We start from the raw sequence: 14,022 nt of genomic DNA on the forward strand, positions 1-14,022 counted from the left end.
CGTAAAACGGGACCGACGGGATTCGAACCCGCAACTTCCGCCGTGACAGGGCGGTGCTCTAACCGGTTGAACTACGGTCCCAAGTTGACCAACGGATATCTCAATCCGATCGGCTGACCTGTGTCGCCTGCGCGACCAAATCAGTATCAACCTTAGCCCTGCCCTCCGTCAACAGTTGAACGGCAAACGTTCGGATGAGCCTGAGTGGCAGTCGCTGATAAAAAACCCCACCGATTGGTGGGGTTTTTAGGAAACTTCAGACAATGCTGAATTAGGGACGGAAACCTGCGGGCTCGATGAGCCGAACTTGATTGCCGCGGGCTGTAAATTCGCGACCTTGATCGCTCTGAACAACGACACGACCACCAGATTTGACACGAATCACACGTGCTCGAACCCAGCCTAGTGCGGCTGATTCGAGCACCTTGACCACATCACCAGGTTGAAGATCCAACTCCATGCTCGAACTCAGGAAACTGCAGTAGGGGCCATCGGACGCGCCGTGGAGGACTCGAACCCCCGACATCAGGTTTTGGAGACCTGCGTTCTACCAACTGAACTAACGGCGCAAGGCGATGACCCCCTCGACCATCGCCGTAGCGATGGCATTTGGATTGAACGAGGTCGAAACCTCAGCGATCGAAGCGCTGCTTCACGCGGGTGGCCTTGCCCACCCGTTCCCGCAGATAGAAAAGCTTCGCCCTTCTTACTTTACCGCGACGTTCAACCTTGATGGAGGCAACCTGCGGACTATGCAGCATGAAGACTCTTTCGACGCCAATACCCTGGAAAATCCGGCGCACAGTGATGGTTTGATTCAAGCCGCCATGGCGCTTGGCAATCACCACGCCCTCGTAAGGCTGAACACGTTCCTTATTGCCCTCGCTGATCCGCACACCGACACGAACGGTGTCGCCAACGTAGATCTCAGGGAGATCGGTTTTCAGCTGAGCTGTTTCGAATTCCCGGATCAGCTCCGCTGGCTTAAGGCGAACAGTGCTCACCGTGGGTGATGACTCTTTTGTCGACTCTGCAACTGCAGTATCAGCACCGTTGTTCTCGACAGCGCCATCCGTCGTCGCTGTTGCGCTCTCCTTTGCAGAAGTGTCGTTGGGATCCGCTGCCATCCAGCTCCGGGTAATCACGCCAAACAACCAGCTTACCTTGCCGTCTCTCCCCCTTTAGACCATCTCCTAAATGCAGAAACCCAGCTTTGCAGGAGCATGCCCCCTCCGGTGAACAACATCCAAATCACCCCCAAGGCGTTGAGAAGAACCACGACAGGTTCGAGTTCTGGTCCAAGCCATTCACCTTCGTGCAGGCTCATCAGCCAATGCGCCTGATCTCGACTCAATCCACCCCAATCCCGCGCTAATCGATAGGTCAGTCCAGTGATGACAGAGGTGAGCAGCGGCAGCAAAACGAACGGAGCAATCCATCGATGCCAGCGCCTGATCTGCGCCATCCAACGCATCACCGTCATTCCCTGAGCACGATTGATAGCGTGACATCAAGACGTCGGGAATGGCCCGAAGGAACGACCGATGAACTTGTTCGCAGATCTTCTGGCCTCAGCCCAGAGCGGCTCCGTCACAGCGACAGGCCCACGCATTCAGCAGCGCCGAGGGGTGGAGATCAAATCGGCACGCGAACTCAAGATCATGGCGAAAGCCAGCCGAATCGTGGCCACTGTGCTCAGGGAAATCATGGACCTGGTGGAACCAGGCCAGACCACTGGCGATCTCGATGCCCATGCCGAACGGAGAATTCGCGAGATGGGCGCCACCCCAAGCTTCAAGGGGTATCACGGCTTTCCCGCCAGCATTTGCGCCAGCATCAACAACGAAGTCGTTCACGGCATTCCCAGCAGTAAGCGGGTGATCAAGGCCGGAGATCTCCTGAAAGTGGATACAGGGGCTTTTTTTGAGGGTTACCACGGAGACAGCTGCGTCACCATCTGTGTGGGTGATGTCAGCGACGAAGCAGCCACCCTGAGCCGTGTCGCCCAAGAATCACTTCTGGCTGGACTCGCGCAGATCCGTGCCGGCAACACCCTTCTCGATATTGCCGGAGCGGTCGAAGACCGTGTTCGTGAAGGTGGCTTCAGTGTTGTGGAGGACTACACGGGGCATGGCGTTGGTCGCAATCTTCATGAGGAGCCGTCCGTTTTCAATTTCCGAACCGACGCCCTGCCCAATGTGAAGCTCAGGCCAGGAATGACGCTTGCCGTTGAACCGATCCTCAATGCCGGTAGTAAGGATTGCCGCACCCTCAAGGATCGCTGGACCGTGGTGACCCGTGATGGACGAATGTCGGCCCAATGGGAACACACCATCGTGGTGACTTCAGACGGTTGTGAAATTCTTACGGATCGGGGTGATTGATCCTCAAGGTTCTGTTGTAAAGCCAGCGGCCAAGCTCTGTTAAGGGCATCACCACATAGGTGAACGGATTCGGTGAGACCACGATGAGTGGAAGCCCTAGTTGCACTTGAACAAGAACCTGTTTAGCCACGAAGGCAGCTGACAACACACCGATTGGATTGAGGTTCGAGCGAAAAGGCCCAAGCACCAACTTCCGGAGGAGAGGGAGGCCCGATTGACGGCGTTCGGGGACACTCCAGCGCAGGCTGACCAACTGTCCGATCAGCCTTTTGCTCAATTCATAGCCGGGACTGAGAGCTGGTTGGATTTCAGCTTCTGAGGTGTTGACCCACAGTTCCCTTGGCCGTTGGGAGTCTTCGACACAAATCTGCTCGAAACGCTGGATCAGGCGCCAATGGCTGAGGGCATTGATCTCCAGCGCCTTGGTCAAGATTTCAGGAGCCTGATCCCCACCAGGGTTGATGCCATGGTTGAGCACCAGCACATCCAGATCTCGCAGGGTCGGATCGAGAGCCGCTTCCTCACCACTGCACCAGCACACCCAATCTTGTGCAGCCTGCAGTGGCGAATGTGTCTCGACTCTGGTGCGGTGACTGATGCCAACCACCCATGCACCGCGTGCCCTCAATTGCTCTGTGAGGGCGCGCCCCAGTTCACCGTTCGCGCCGGTGATTCCCACCCGTTTCCCTTGCCACCCCTTGGGACCCACACCGATCTGAGGAGAGGTGTTGTTGGTCTGTGCCATCGCGATGAACTGGGGCATGCTTGAGGCACACCGACGGTATGACCTTGTCTGGCCTGTCCTGGGAGGCTCAGTTGGCGCTCTTTGCTCCCTACTGCGGGGGGCTGGAGATGGAGTCATCGCTCCGGGAGGCGCTGGTCCTGCTGCCGTCAGGGGAGCATGTCGGTGAACGGACGCTGGTTGGTGCCCCCGCGCATCGGTTTTCTCTTCGCTGGGATCCAGTGCAGGCTCCGCTGGAGCTCACTCGCTGCGTTCTTCAGTTTGAGAACCATCCCGAGGTTGACTATCGATTCGAGTGTCCAGCCCATCATCTGTTGAACTGGTTAATGGAAGGACCGCTGCAGGGTCGAGGAACTGATCTTCCTGACAGCTTTTGGCAATGGCTCCTTATCAAGAGGCTCGCGGACGAGAGACCCCTTTAAATTGCAACAAGAACCACTAATTTCCCGTATGGGCTCCACGCTGCTGATCGGATCCTGTGAACCCTTCAGTGGCAAATCAGCCCTTGTGTTGGGCCTGGCACGCCACCTGCTCTCTGCCGGAGAGCGCGTTCGGTTTGGGAAACCCCTGGCCACCAGTTTCGATTGGGTGCCTGAACAGGGTGACTTGCCTGATCCTCTGATTGACGACGATGTGCGTTTCGTGGGCGAGACCCTTGGTCTTGAAGATCAGGAGCTAATTCCTTCGCTGCATCTTCTGTCGCCGTTCACAGCAGAGAACCGTTTGGCGCAAGGCATGTTGACCGCTGGTGATGGCTTGGATCATCTCCGCAAGCAACTCCTTGGTTTTGACGGTGGGGTGACCCTCCTTGAGGCTGCAGGCAACCTGCACGAAGGACTTTTGTATGGCTTGAGCCTCGTACAGCTGGCCAATGAACTCGATGCTCCTGTGGTGCTGGTGCATCTTTGGCAAGACAGCTGCAGTGTGGATGCTCTCCTTGCCGCCAAAACGCAATTGGGGGATCGCCTGCGTGGGGTGGTTCTGAACGCTGTCACCCCCGACGAAGTGGAGGGACTTGAGCGCGAGGTGGTGCCAGCTCTTCAGGGGCTGGGACTCACTGTGTTCGGGGTCATGCCCCGTTCTCCTCTGTTACGCAGCGTCACGGTGGGAGAGCTGGTCCGTCGATTGGATGCGCGGGTGATCTGCTGCCCCGAAAAGCTTGAGTTGCTGGTCGAAACCCTCAGCATCGGCGCCATGAATGTGAACTCAGCCATGGAGTTCTTCAGGCGTCGCCGCAATATGGCTGTTGTTACAGGTGCTGACCGCACCGACATTCAGCTGGCTGCCCTGGAAGCTTCCACCCAGTGCCTCATCCTCACGGGAGCCGGCGAACCTCTGCCGCAGCTGATTAATCGGGCTGATGAACTCGAGGTTCCTTTGCTCAAGGTGGAACACGACACTCTGGCCACTGTTGAAGTGATTGAGCAGGCTTTCGGTCACGTTCGGCTACATGAGGCGGTCAAAGCCACGTATGCCTTTCGCCTGGTGGAGGAACATTGCCGGTTGAGCGATCTCACCAAGGCGGTAGGGCTCGCGTAATCACTGCTAGTTTTTGAACACGCATGCGCGTTGCCATTGAGCCGATCCCTTGATCTTCCTGCACTGGACAAGGTCGACACCCTTGCACAGGAATTGGCCTTGCTGCAGGACAAGGGGCAACGGCGCATTGCGATTCTTGGCAGCCGCCATGTTCCAGTGGTGGCAATCCATCTCATTGAACTCATCGCACGCTCCCTTGCACAGGAGGGTCACTCCATCTTGACCTCTGGAGCTCAGGGCGTGAATGCTGCTGTCATCAGAGGAGTTCTTGCTGTTGACGCTTCAAAGCTCACGGTTCTTCTTCCTCAGAGTTTGAGCCGCCAGGTGCCAGAGATTCAGAATCAGTTGGATCAAGTACTGCATCTGATTGAAAAGCCAGAGCACGACGATCTGCCTTTGCCGATGGCCAGCAGTCTCTGCAATCAGGACATCATCACGCGCTGTGATCAGTTGATATGCCTGGCGTTTCATGACAGCGAAACGCTTCTTGCGAGTTGCCGCAATGCTGAAGATATGGGGAAAGTGGTGAGTCTTCTTTATTTCGACTGATGATCAGCGCAGGGCTGTGATCGGAAGAACCTGAAGATGGGTTCCTTCACGCCCCATCACTAGAACCTGATCTCCTGGAGCCAGAGGCCGCTCCAGATCAAGGGAACTGGCTGCCCAACTCTGGCCATGCCAACGCACTCGGCCTTCCCCACCTGGGCTGATAGAACCAAGGACTTCAGCCATGTCTCCGTTCAGCCTTTGGCGGCTTGGAGACGGCGTGCGTCCGGAGGACCAGCGGCTGAGCCAGACGGTCCCCGTTACGGTGATCAAAAGAAAGAGGCTGAACTGGAGCCAGATCGGCACAGGGGCCAGAGCCGTGAGCACCGAAAGGATCAGTCCTCCCAGTACGGCAACCATCAGACCATCGAAGCTGGGCTGTGATAACTCGATCGCCAGCAAAAGTCCTGCCAGCAGGAGCCAAGCCAGGGGGACTCCAAAGGGAAGCATGGAACGCGACAGACTTTCTTCACTTTGGCGGTTATTTTTGATAGAAACGCATTTTTATGGAAGCGCTTTTCGGTCTGCCTGCCCTGGTTCTTCTGGCAATTTTAGGAACCGGCAGCGTCAAGGTCACCAGTGGAGGTCGATCCAGACTTGTTGAACGCCTTGGCAAATTCGATCGCGAGCTTCAACCGGGCCTCTCCATTGTGATTCCCGTGGTGGAAAAGGTTGTCAGCCATGAATCACTCAAGGAGCGTGTGCTGGATATTCCTCCCCAGCTCTGCATCACTCGAGACAACGTGTCAATCGAGGTCGATGCGGTGGTGTATTGGCAACTTCTTGAACATTCTCAGGCCTATTACGCCGTTGACAATCTCCAGGCGGCGATGGTGAATCTGGTGCTGACCCAGATCCGCGCTGAAATGGGCAAGCTTGACCTCGATCAGACATTCACCACACGCAGTGAAGTGAATGAATTACTCCTCAGGGAACTCGATGAGGCTACGGATCCCTGGGGTGTGAAGGTCACCCGTGTGGAAATGCGGGATATCAATCCCTCCCCTGGTGTAAAGCAGGCAATGGAGGCTCAGATGACGGCTGAACGGGAAAAACGGGCAGCGATTCTGCGTTCCGAGGGAGAGAAGGAAGCTCAGCTCAACGAAGCACGGGGCCGCGCTGAGGCGCTTGTCCTTGATGCCCGAGCGCAGAAGGAAGCGCTTTTGCTGGAGGCGGAAGCCCAGGCCAATCAGCAGAGCGTTCTTGCTGAAGCGAAATCACAAGCAGCTCTTGTTGTGGCCAAAGCACTCGCTGAGAGTCCGCAAACAGAGGAAGCGATCCGTTTGATGCTTGCCGAAAATTGGATGGCGATGGGGCAGCGCATGGCGGATTCGCCAGCGGGAAGTGTGTTGATGGTGGATCCCCAGTCCCCGGCATCGCTGTTGGCAGCCCTGAAACAGTTTCAGCAGGGAGATCGCTAAGCCGTTGCAATCAGCGCCCGCAGCCCCTCCAGGTACAGAATGCCCGTGCACAACAAGGCTCCAGCCCAACAAAGACTCCTCACCGGTGGAACGTTGGCGACATAGGCCGGTAAATACACGAGCCTGAGCAGGGGGTGGAGCAGTGCGGCTGGAATAGCAAGTCCACCCAGGGGACCCGTTTGCATGACTGCCAACAGCGCCAGGAGTGCTGCGGGTGCATGCAAGGTGAAGGATTCAAAACTGTTCTGATGGGCCCAGCTGGCTCTCTGCCCCCACGCGGGAAGACGCTCGAACATGGCTCGTGGCGCCTTCATGTCGCTCAGGGTGTAGTCGGCCTGGGATCGGGCCGCGCCAAGGGGCACGATGCTGACGATCACCACGCCACCAGACAGCACTAGTGACCAGGCGTAGGGGGCCACAGAAGCTTGAGTCAGGAGGTCGATCAGATTCACGGCCAAGAGTGCAATCACTTAGACGATAGGAATCGACTGGATTGCAATGCGCTCCGTTCGCTCTGGCTGATTCTTCGTGGATGAGCACTTAGCCGTTCTTGCTTGATTTCAAAAACACTGCTTCTGCGCACCCCCCTGTTCGAACGAATTGGAGCCCGACGGCTCACAGATCCGTGTCTATCTCTGTCGAGGATCTCAAGGCCTGAATGGGACACAAGCCATGATCAATCAATACTTCGAACCATACCGAATAAAAAATCCAGAGGAATGTTGCTGCCCCGGCGCTAGAATACGCAAAGAAAGAATCTGATCGATGGCAACGTATTCCTTTGATGTGGTTTCTGATTTCGATCGACAGGAGCTGGTTAATACCCTTGATCAGGTTCGCCGTGATGTTGGGCAACGTTACGACCTTAAGGACTCCAAGACAGATATTGAGCTTGAGGATGCAGCAGTCGTGATTACAACCGCTAGTGATATGACCTTGCAGGCTGTTGAGGATGTTCTCCGTGCCAAGGCGACCAAACGCAATCTGTCTTTGAAAATCTTTGATTTTCAAGCTCCTGAGGCGGTTGGAGGTAACCGCGTTAAGCAGGTCATTCAACTCAAGAAAGGACTCAGTCAGGAGCTGGCAAAGAAAATGAGCAAGATCGTGCGTGATGAGCTTAAAAAAGTCACGGTGGCTATCCAGGGTGAAAGTCTTCGTGTTACAGGCAAAAGTAAAGACGACTTGCAACAGGTGATTCAGTTGTTGCGGTCTAAGGAGGATGAGCTTGATGTTCCTCTTCAGTTTGAGAACTATCGCTGATTTATAGATTCAGATTGAGCTGAACTCCACCGGCCCAGATCCCTTGAACTTTGCCTTCACCACCTGGGTTGATCACCCACTGCAAGACTGGTTGTAGCTGAACTGTTTCGGATAAATAAATTGAATAATTGAGCTCAATCACACCTTCATACGTAGTTCCGGGAGAAAGGTTTGGGCTGAAGCTGGTTCGGCTCACACCAAGTGCCAGAACATCACGCGGACGATTGCTCAGAATTCCCTGGGACAGCCATCCGCCTCCAAGGTAGAAGGGGAAGGGATTATTCCCTGGGTCGAGACTGATGCGTCCTGCGGCCCAAAGTCGGTTGTCCATTCCTAGGGGAAGTTGCAATGGCCAGGTGAGCGAGCCGTAAATCCCACGATTCCGGCCTGAACCCACATCTCCCGTTCGATTTGTTGGGAGCTGAGTGGAGGCGACGTAGCCCCCGAGTTGTGCTTCCGGGGCAGGCAAGGTTCGCTCAACGGTGATGCGGCTGTTGCCTAGAGGAATCGGTTCAAGAAGATCCTGGCGTGTTTTCAGTGGATTGGTGCTCCACTGCAGGGCCTGGACGCTCCCCCTCACCTGTGGCTGCTCAGGGTTGACTCCCAGGCTGGAGGCGATCGATGTTTCTGGATCGAGATAGAAATATCCATAGGTGACGGAGCCCATGCTCTCCGAGTGAGCCGCCACTTTCACCCCAGGGGTAACCAATGGATTGATGGGCAGGCCAACCACCAGAAGGTTGAGTGTGTTGTTGAGGGTTGAATTGATGTATGCATTCATCGCCGGCGTGACCAGAAAATCTGGATCCATCGACAGCAAGCCGGCTGATGCGCTCCACCAACTTTGGCCGCGATTGCGTTCCACACTGGCGGCCGTAATCCAGGTGCCAACCGGGTTCACCAAGGTTTGAAGCGTGAATTCTGAGCCGAGCTCCGTGTTGAGGTTGGGGTTCCCGGCTTGATTGGTGAGTTCGAGATTCACCTGCCAGTGATCCAGTTCCTTCCAGGTTGTTTCTGGCTTGTGAAAGCCGCTGCCCACGCTCAGTCCCACCACCGTGTTTTGAAACCAGCTGCTGGCCGAGGGGTCGAGGCCTCCTTGGATGCCACCTATCGGCTCAGCGGTGAACTGAATGCTGAAGTCAACCCAGTTCGGGAGACCGAGCAATGTCTGAAAAGGACCCGCTTTAACAGGTGCGCCCAGCACCACAAACAACGTGGCAGCGCCGATGCACCTGATTGCGGAAGGCACTGGTGTTAGGCGATGTCAGCGAATGACTCGCGGAACGCTTGCAGTGTTGCTTCGATATCACCATCGGAATGCGCCAGGGATGTGAATCCGGCTTCAAAAGCGGAAGGTGCCAGGTAGACACCCCGTTGGAGCATCGCCCGATGCAGTTTGCCGAAGCGTTCAGCATCTGTGGCTTTCGCTTCTTCGAAATTGCGCACCGGACCCTCACAAAGGAAGAATCCGAACATTGCGCTGACGCTGCCCCCGGTGATCGGCATGCCGGCGGCTGATGCAGCTTCCTTGATTCCAGTGATGAGTTGTTCTGTTGCCGTGGTCAGCTTTTCGTAGGTGCCTGGCTGACGGAGCAGTTCAAGCGTCTTGATGCCAGCGGTCATGGCCAGAGGATTGCCGCTCAAGGTGCCCGCTTGGTACATCGGACCTGCGGGAGCCACCATCTCCATGATCTCGCGGCGTCCGCCGTAGGCACCCACGGGCAGACCGCCACCGATCACCTTGCCCATGGTGGTGAGGTCCGGAGTGACACCGAAATGTGCCTGGGCTCCCCCGTAACTGATACGGAATCCGGTCATCACCTCGTCGAAGACCAGCAAGGCTCCATGCTCCTTGGTGAGCTCTCGCAGACCCTCGAGAAAGCCTGGTTCGGGTTGGATGAAACCGGCATTGCCCACAATGGGTTCAAGGATCACTCCAGAAATGGCATCTGGATTTTCAGCGAACAGCTGCTTGACCGCTTCAAGGTCGTTGTAAGGAGCGGTCAGGGTGTTGGCTGTGGTGCTCCTGGGAACGCCAGGGGAGTCGGGGAGTCCGAGGGTGGCGACTCCAGAGCCAGCCTTCACGAGGAACATGTCCGCGTGCCCGTGGTAACAGCCCTCAAACTTGATCACCTTGTCGCGACCAGTGAAGGCCCGCATAAGACGCAGCACTGCCATGCAGGCCTCTGTGCCGCTGTTCACGAAGCGGACCATCTCCACGCTGGGTACAGCGTCGATCACCATCTCCGCCAGGGTGTTTTCGAGTGCACAGGGAGCTCCGAAGCTCGTGCCCTTCTCGATGGCTTCCTGCAGGGCACTGATCACTTCAGGATGGGCATGGCCGCAGATGGCAGGCCCCCAGCTGCCGATGTAATCGATGTATTTATTCCCATCCACATCCCATGCATAGGGACCCTTAACCCGATCGAAAACGATGGGTTGCCCCCCCACGGACCGGAATGCCCTCACCGGAGAGCTCACGCCACCGGGCATCAGAGCCTGCGCGGCACTGAACAACTCCTGTGAGCGGGTGGTGTTGAGAGTGGGTGCAGTCACGGGGGCGGAAGCCAATGGGCCGATGCAAACCGTGCCACATCCTGCCCCAAGAATGGCCCGAATCGCCGGAACTGTGTCGGAAGACAGAGTTTGACTATGTTGCTGACTAGGTTAAGGGCGTCTCGCAAACCGGGAGTGGTTCACGACTGGGCAGCACTTGAGCGAGATCTGAAGCGTTTTCTCAGTCCTAAGGCTGTGGTTTCGCGCCGAGAGGAACTTCTCGTTTACGACTGCGACGGGCTCACCATGGATCGCCATGCGCCGCCTCTCGCCGTTCTTCCCAGAAGCACTGAAGAGGTTGCGGCGATCGTGGCCGCCTGTCATCGGTATTCCATCCCCTTTGTCGCCAGGGGAAGCGGGACTGGGCTCTCTGGGGGGGCTCTGGTGGAGGAGGACGCGCTCTTGATCGTGACCAGCCGAATGCGCAGGATCCTCGACGTGGATCTCAGCAATCAGACCATCACCGTGGAACCCGGTGTCATCAACAGCTGGGTGACCCGTGCCGTCGCAGGCGATGGCTTCTATTACGCGCCTGATCCTTCCAGCCAGGTGGTCTGCAGCATCGGTGGGAATGTTGCTGAGAACTCTGGTGGCGTTCACTGCCTCAAATATGGAGTCACGAGCAATCACGTGTTGTCGATGCAGGTTGTGTTGCCTGATGGCCAGGTGATGCAACTGGGACGGGACCTCTCAGAGACCTGCGCCATCGATCTGCGCGGAGCGTTCATCGGCAGCGAAGGCACGCTTGGCATCGCGACGGAAATCACGTTGCGTTTATTGCCAGCCCCTCAGGAGGTTGCTGTGCTCCTTGCTGACTTCCCCTCCATGGAGGCAGCTGGTGAGGCCGTAAGACGCATCACATCAGCTGGAGTGCTGCCTGCCGGTCTGGAGATCATGGACCACACCTGCATCGAAGCTGTCAATGCTGCCTTCGCCGAGGAGGAATACCCCCCGAACGCTGGAGCTGTTCTCTTGATTGAGCTGGATGGCCAGGCCCTTGAAGTGAAGGAGGCTGTGGAGCTGGCCAGATGCCTTTGCCGCGAAGCGGGAGCGGGACGGGTTCGGGAGGCTTGGGATGAGACCGAACGGGCGAGGCTCTGGAGGGGCCGAAAAAGTGCGATCTCGGCTCTGGGGCGTCAGTGCCCCAGCTACTACCTGCAGGATGGCGTCGTTCCGCGAACGGCCCTCCCATCCGTTCTGGCTGCCATCGATCGCCTCAGCTCTGATCATGGCCTTGTGGTGGCCAATGTGTTTCACGCCGGTGATGGCAACCTCCACCCGCTCATCCTTTATCGGGCCTCGGACCCGGGTGTGAACGAGAAGGTCAAGACCCTGGGTGCAGCCATCATGGAGCTTTGTCTTGAGGCAGGGGGAAGCATCAGCGGGGAACATGGCGTGGGCAGCGACAAGCGTTGTTTCCTTGATCGCATGTTCAGTGAGGATGATCTCGCAACAATGAAACGACTGCGCTTGGCCTTTGATCCTGATGGTCTGGCCAATCCAGGCAAAATCTTTCCGACTCCGAAGAGCTGTGGTGAATCGCAGCGGCGTTTCGTTGCGTTGCAGAGCTCCGGCCGTCGGTTACCGAACGAGGCCGTTGTTTTTTAACAGCTTTCCTCCGCCTCTTCATCCTCTTCAAGATCCCAGGCCAGATCAACCATCACAGGGGCATGGTCGCTCGGTTGCTCTCTGCCCCGTTCCTGTTTGTCGATGCTGCAGCTTCTGGCCAGTTCCTGCAGATCTCTGCTCAGATAGATGTGATCGATCCGCCAACCGCTGTCGCGGTTCCAAGCTCCACTGCGGTAGTCCCACCAACTCCAGTGTCCACTTCCTGGCTCAAACAGGCGAAAGGCGTCGCCCAGATTGGAACCCAGCACCTGATGGAGAGCCTCCCGCTCTGCTTCTGAGGCCATGATTCCTCCAGTCAGTCGATCCGGGTCGTGGAGATCTCTCGCTTCCGGTCCGATGTTGAAGTCACCCACCACGCAGAGTGGTTCATCCCTGGCTTCCGCTGACCGCAGATAGCGTTCCAGGCAGCCCAACCAGTTCAGTTTGTAGCTGTACTTCTCTGAACCCAGGCTGGAACCATTCGGTACGTAGAGATTCACTACCCTGATGCCGTCCACCAGAGCACTGATCACGCGCTTTTGAGCACCGAGCGCTTCAGCGTCTGCGTCACCGGGTAATTCCCCAGTAAAGCCAAGGCGCACATCCTCTAATGGCTGCCGACTGATCAGAGCGACGCCGTTGTAAGACTTCTGACCGTGGATGCTGACGTCGTATCCCCTCTCCCGGAATGGTTCCAAGGGAAAAAGAGGATTGTCGACCTTGGTTTCCTGAAGCGCGAGCACATCGATGGTGTGCCGATCCAACCAGCTGAGAACATGTCCCAGACGGGTCCGCACTGAGTTGACGTTCCAGCTGGCGATCTGCACAGAATCTGTTAACGATGGCCAATGACCCTTAGCATCGGCGTCCTTAGCGGAGTCGATCCATGCCCTCTCTGTTGAAGTTCGGAGCACTGGCGGTGGCATGGTCCGCGCTGCTGGCAGCTCCCCAGCCTGGAGTCGCTCAGACCTCCCTCTCAGAGTCCAGCTCTGGTTTTGAAAGGAACAGCGACCGAGATATTTTCAATACGATTCAGGGGGATAGCGATAAAGGATCGGTGCTGGATGCCACCAATCCGATGGAGCTTATGCAGCGTCTGCGTCAGGCCACATCCCTCAACGACGCCACCGATCCTTCTGATGCGATCGATGCTGCACTCAGGGCTCTCGAGCAGCCAGATCCCGCTGCTGGGACTCTTCCCTGATCATCGGACTTGGGGTGCTCGCGTTGTTGCGCGCCGCCTCAAGTGCCCAGTTCAGTGTGATGGACGAGAGATTGTTCGCATTAAGACGTTCACCGTCTCCCAATCGTTCAGCTTGGTTTAACAGGGCTAAAGCCTGATCGCCCTTTCCTTGATCTCGATTCAATAAGGCCAAGGCCAGAAGTGGCTCAACTCGGCTTGGGTCGTCTTTGATCAACCGTTCATAGGTTGAAGTGGCTGCTTTGACGTCCCCGTCTTGCCGCTGAAGATCTGCAAGGAGCAAGCCCAATTCCAGACGCTGTTTCGGAGCGGACTGTTGGAAGAGTTGGCTCACCTGATCGAGAGCCGGTTGAACGGAACCCGTCTCAAGGGACAGAAGGCTGTTGAGTGAGATCACTTCCAGACGGTTGGGATGAAGCGTCTGGAGGCGTTTCAGAGTGATTGCCGCAGCTTGACGATCCCCCTGGCTGAGCTGGGCTCTTGCCAGCAGTACCGACCATCGCCAGTCACGCGGATTGAACGCCACCTGCTCCTGGATCAGAGTCAGGCTGGAGGGAGATGAGGTGGCCTTTGGCTCATCATGACGGAGACTCCGTCTCGGCTGAAACTCTTCGTCGACTACGACCCATCCAAGTAACAGGCTTAGGCCGATCCCAATCATCAGCAGATGGGAGGGCCGGATGAGTTGGCGGCGGAACCGTGCCAAGGACATGCGAGATCAAGCAACAGTCTGAGGGGAATCCCTCGCGCTGGCTAGAGTCCCCA

General features: G+C 56.8%; 18 protein-coding genes and 2 tRNA genes. 8 read left to right on the forward strand and 12 right to left on the reverse strand.

Annotated elements, in window-relative coordinates; genetic code table 11:
- Nucleotides 1–7 precede the first annotated feature (7 nt).
- From ACLM45_RS13390 to ACLM45_RS13410, 5 genes are all read right to left on the reverse strand, one after another.
- Nucleotides 8–81, reverse strand: a tRNA-Asp gene (locus ACLM45_RS13390).
- Between the two features lie 190 nt (nucleotides 82–271).
- Entirely contained in the window at nucleotides 272–460 is a 189-nt protein-coding gene (locus ACLM45_RS13395; RefSeq protein ID WP_006043540.1) for a hyperconserved protein Hcp, read from the reverse strand.
- Between the two features lie 36 nt (nucleotides 461–496).
- Nucleotides 497–569 (reverse strand) — tRNA-Trp (locus ACLM45_RS13400).
- 63 nt (nucleotides 570–632) lie between these two features.
- Nucleotides 633–1,127 (reverse strand): 50S ribosomal protein L19, encoded by a 495-nt coding sequence (rplS, locus tag ACLM45_RS13405; RefSeq protein ID WP_006043541.1) that lies wholly within the window; start codon nucleotides 1,125–1,127, stop codon nucleotides 633–635.
- A 32-nt stretch (nucleotides 1,128–1,159) separates the two neighbouring features.
- Nucleotides 1,160–1,474 (reverse strand): PepSY domain-containing protein, encoded by a 315-nt coding sequence (locus tag ACLM45_RS13410; protein ID WP_415411438.1) that lies wholly within the window; start codon nucleotides 1,472–1,474, stop codon nucleotides 1,160–1,162.
- Between the two features lie 70 nt (nucleotides 1,475–1,544).
- Here ACLM45_RS13410 and map point away from each other — a divergent pair, with 70 nt between their 5' ends.
- Nucleotides 1,545–2,384: a type I methionyl aminopeptidase gene (map, locus tag ACLM45_RS13415; RefSeq protein WP_415409751.1), complete on the forward strand. Its 840-nt coding sequence runs from the start codon at nucleotides 1,545–1,547 to the stop codon at nucleotides 2,382–2,384.
- On the opposite strand, the gene ACLM45_RS13420 is transcribed toward map, so the two are convergent.
- The gene (locus ACLM45_RS13420; protein WP_415409752.1) at nucleotides 2,365–3,147 is read right to left on the reverse strand and encodes an SDR family oxidoreductase; all 783 of its coding nucleotides are present in this window, start codon (nucleotides 3,145–3,147) and stop codon (nucleotides 2,365–2,367) included. The two genes, map and ACLM45_RS13420, sit on opposite strands and share 20 nt — an antisense overlap.
- A 20-nt stretch (nucleotides 3,148–3,167) precedes the next feature.
- On the opposite strand from ACLM45_RS13420, the gene ebsA reads away from it, so the two are divergent.
- Genes ebsA through ACLM45_RS13435 form a run of 3 tightly spaced genes read left to right on the forward strand, consistent with a single transcriptional unit; the run spans nucleotide 3,168 to nucleotide 5,214 of the window.
- Nucleotides 3,168–3,548, forward strand: coding sequence for a type IV pilus biogenesis protein EbsA (ebsA, locus tag ACLM45_RS13425; RefSeq protein WP_415409754.1), 381 nt, complete (start codon nucleotides 3,168–3,170; stop codon nucleotides 3,546–3,548).
- Between the two features lie 28 nt (nucleotides 3,549–3,576).
- Nucleotides 3,577–4,665 (forward strand): phosphotransacetylase family protein, encoded by a 1,089-nt coding sequence (locus tag ACLM45_RS13430; RefSeq protein ID WP_006043546.1) that lies wholly within the window; start codon nucleotides 3,577–3,579, stop codon nucleotides 4,663–4,665.
- 36 nt (nucleotides 4,666–4,701) lie between these two features.
- Entirely contained in the window at nucleotides 4,702–5,214 is a 513-nt protein-coding gene (locus ACLM45_RS13435) for a DNA recombination-mediator protein A (protein ID WP_415409756.1), read from the forward strand.
- 3 nt (nucleotides 5,215–5,217) lie between these two features.
- On the opposite strand, the gene ACLM45_RS13440 is transcribed toward ACLM45_RS13435, so the two are convergent.
- Entirely contained in the window at nucleotides 5,218–5,661 is a 444-nt protein-coding gene (locus ACLM45_RS13440) for an NfeD family protein (RefSeq protein ID WP_415409758.1), read from the reverse strand.
- Between the two features lie 56 nt (nucleotides 5,662–5,717).
- On the opposite strand from ACLM45_RS13440, the gene ACLM45_RS13445 reads away from it, so the two are divergent.
- Complete coding sequence (locus ACLM45_RS13445) at nucleotides 5,718–6,632, forward strand: SPFH domain-containing protein (protein ID WP_006043549.1); 915 nt, start codon at nucleotides 5,718–5,720, stop codon at nucleotides 6,630–6,632.
- On the opposite strand, the gene ACLM45_RS13450 is transcribed toward ACLM45_RS13445, so the two are convergent.
- Complete coding sequence (locus ACLM45_RS13450; RefSeq protein ID WP_415409760.1) at nucleotides 6,629–7,084, reverse strand: MAPEG family protein; 456 nt, start codon at nucleotides 7,082–7,084, stop codon at nucleotides 6,629–6,631. The genes ACLM45_RS13445 and ACLM45_RS13450 overlap by 4 nt on opposite strands.
- Nucleotides 7,085–7,397: 313 nt before the next feature.
- Here ACLM45_RS13450 and ACLM45_RS13455 point away from each other — a divergent pair, with 313 nt between their 5' ends.
- Nucleotides 7,398–7,892: a YajQ family cyclic di-GMP-binding protein gene (locus tag ACLM45_RS13455; RefSeq protein WP_006043551.1), complete on the forward strand. Its 495-nt coding sequence runs from the start codon at nucleotides 7,398–7,400 to the stop codon at nucleotides 7,890–7,892.
- Nucleotide 7,893: 1 nt separating this feature from the next.
- Here the strand turns inward: ACLM45_RS13455 and ACLM45_RS13460 are convergent, their stop codons facing one another.
- Together ACLM45_RS13460 and hemL are read right to left on the reverse strand one after the other, a co-directional pair.
- Nucleotides 7,894–9,141, reverse strand: a complete 1,248-nt coding sequence (locus ACLM45_RS13460) for a carbohydrate porin (RefSeq protein ID WP_415409762.1) — start codon at nucleotides 9,139–9,141, stop codon at nucleotides 7,894–7,896.
- A 5-nt stretch (nucleotides 9,142–9,146) separates the two neighbouring features.
- A complete protein-coding gene (gene hemL, locus ACLM45_RS13465) occupies nucleotides 9,147–10,448 on the reverse strand; it encodes a glutamate-1-semialdehyde 2,1-aminomutase (RefSeq protein WP_038004744.1) in 1,302 nt (433 codons plus the stop codon).
- 96 nt (nucleotides 10,449–10,544) lie between these two features.
- Here hemL and ACLM45_RS13470 point away from each other — a divergent pair, with 96 nt between their 5' ends.
- Nucleotides 10,545–12,056, forward strand: coding sequence for an FAD-linked oxidase C-terminal domain-containing protein (locus ACLM45_RS13470; RefSeq protein WP_415409763.1), 1,512 nt, complete (start codon nucleotides 10,545–10,547; stop codon nucleotides 12,054–12,056).
- On the opposite strand, the gene xth is transcribed toward ACLM45_RS13470, so the two are convergent.
- Entirely contained in the window at nucleotides 12,053–12,883 is an 831-nt protein-coding gene (xth, locus tag ACLM45_RS13475; RefSeq protein WP_415409765.1) for an exodeoxyribonuclease III, read from the reverse strand. The genes ACLM45_RS13470 and xth overlap by 4 nt on opposite strands.
- Nucleotides 12,884–12,942: 59 nt before the next feature.
- Here xth and ACLM45_RS13480 point away from each other — a divergent pair, with 59 nt between their 5' ends.
- A complete protein-coding gene (locus ACLM45_RS13480) occupies nucleotides 12,943–13,260 on the forward strand; it encodes a hypothetical protein (protein ID WP_415409767.1) in 318 nt (105 codons plus the stop codon).
- On the opposite strand, the gene ACLM45_RS13485 is transcribed toward ACLM45_RS13480, so the two are convergent.
- Nucleotides 13,214–13,969 carry a tetratricopeptide repeat protein gene (locus ACLM45_RS13485; protein WP_415409768.1) on the reverse strand — a complete coding sequence of 252 codons (756 nt, stop codon included), beginning with the start codon at nucleotides 13,967–13,969 and terminating at the stop codon, nucleotides 13,214–13,216. The genes ACLM45_RS13480 and ACLM45_RS13485 overlap by 47 nt on opposite strands.
- Nucleotides 13,970–14,022: the final 53 nt, after the last annotated feature.

It is taken from the genome of Synechococcus sp. A10-1-5-9 (assembly GCF_047716785.1).
In the GTDB taxonomy this organism is placed as follows: Bacteria; Cyanobacteriota; Cyanobacteriia; order PCC-6307; family Cyanobiaceae; genus Synechococcus_C.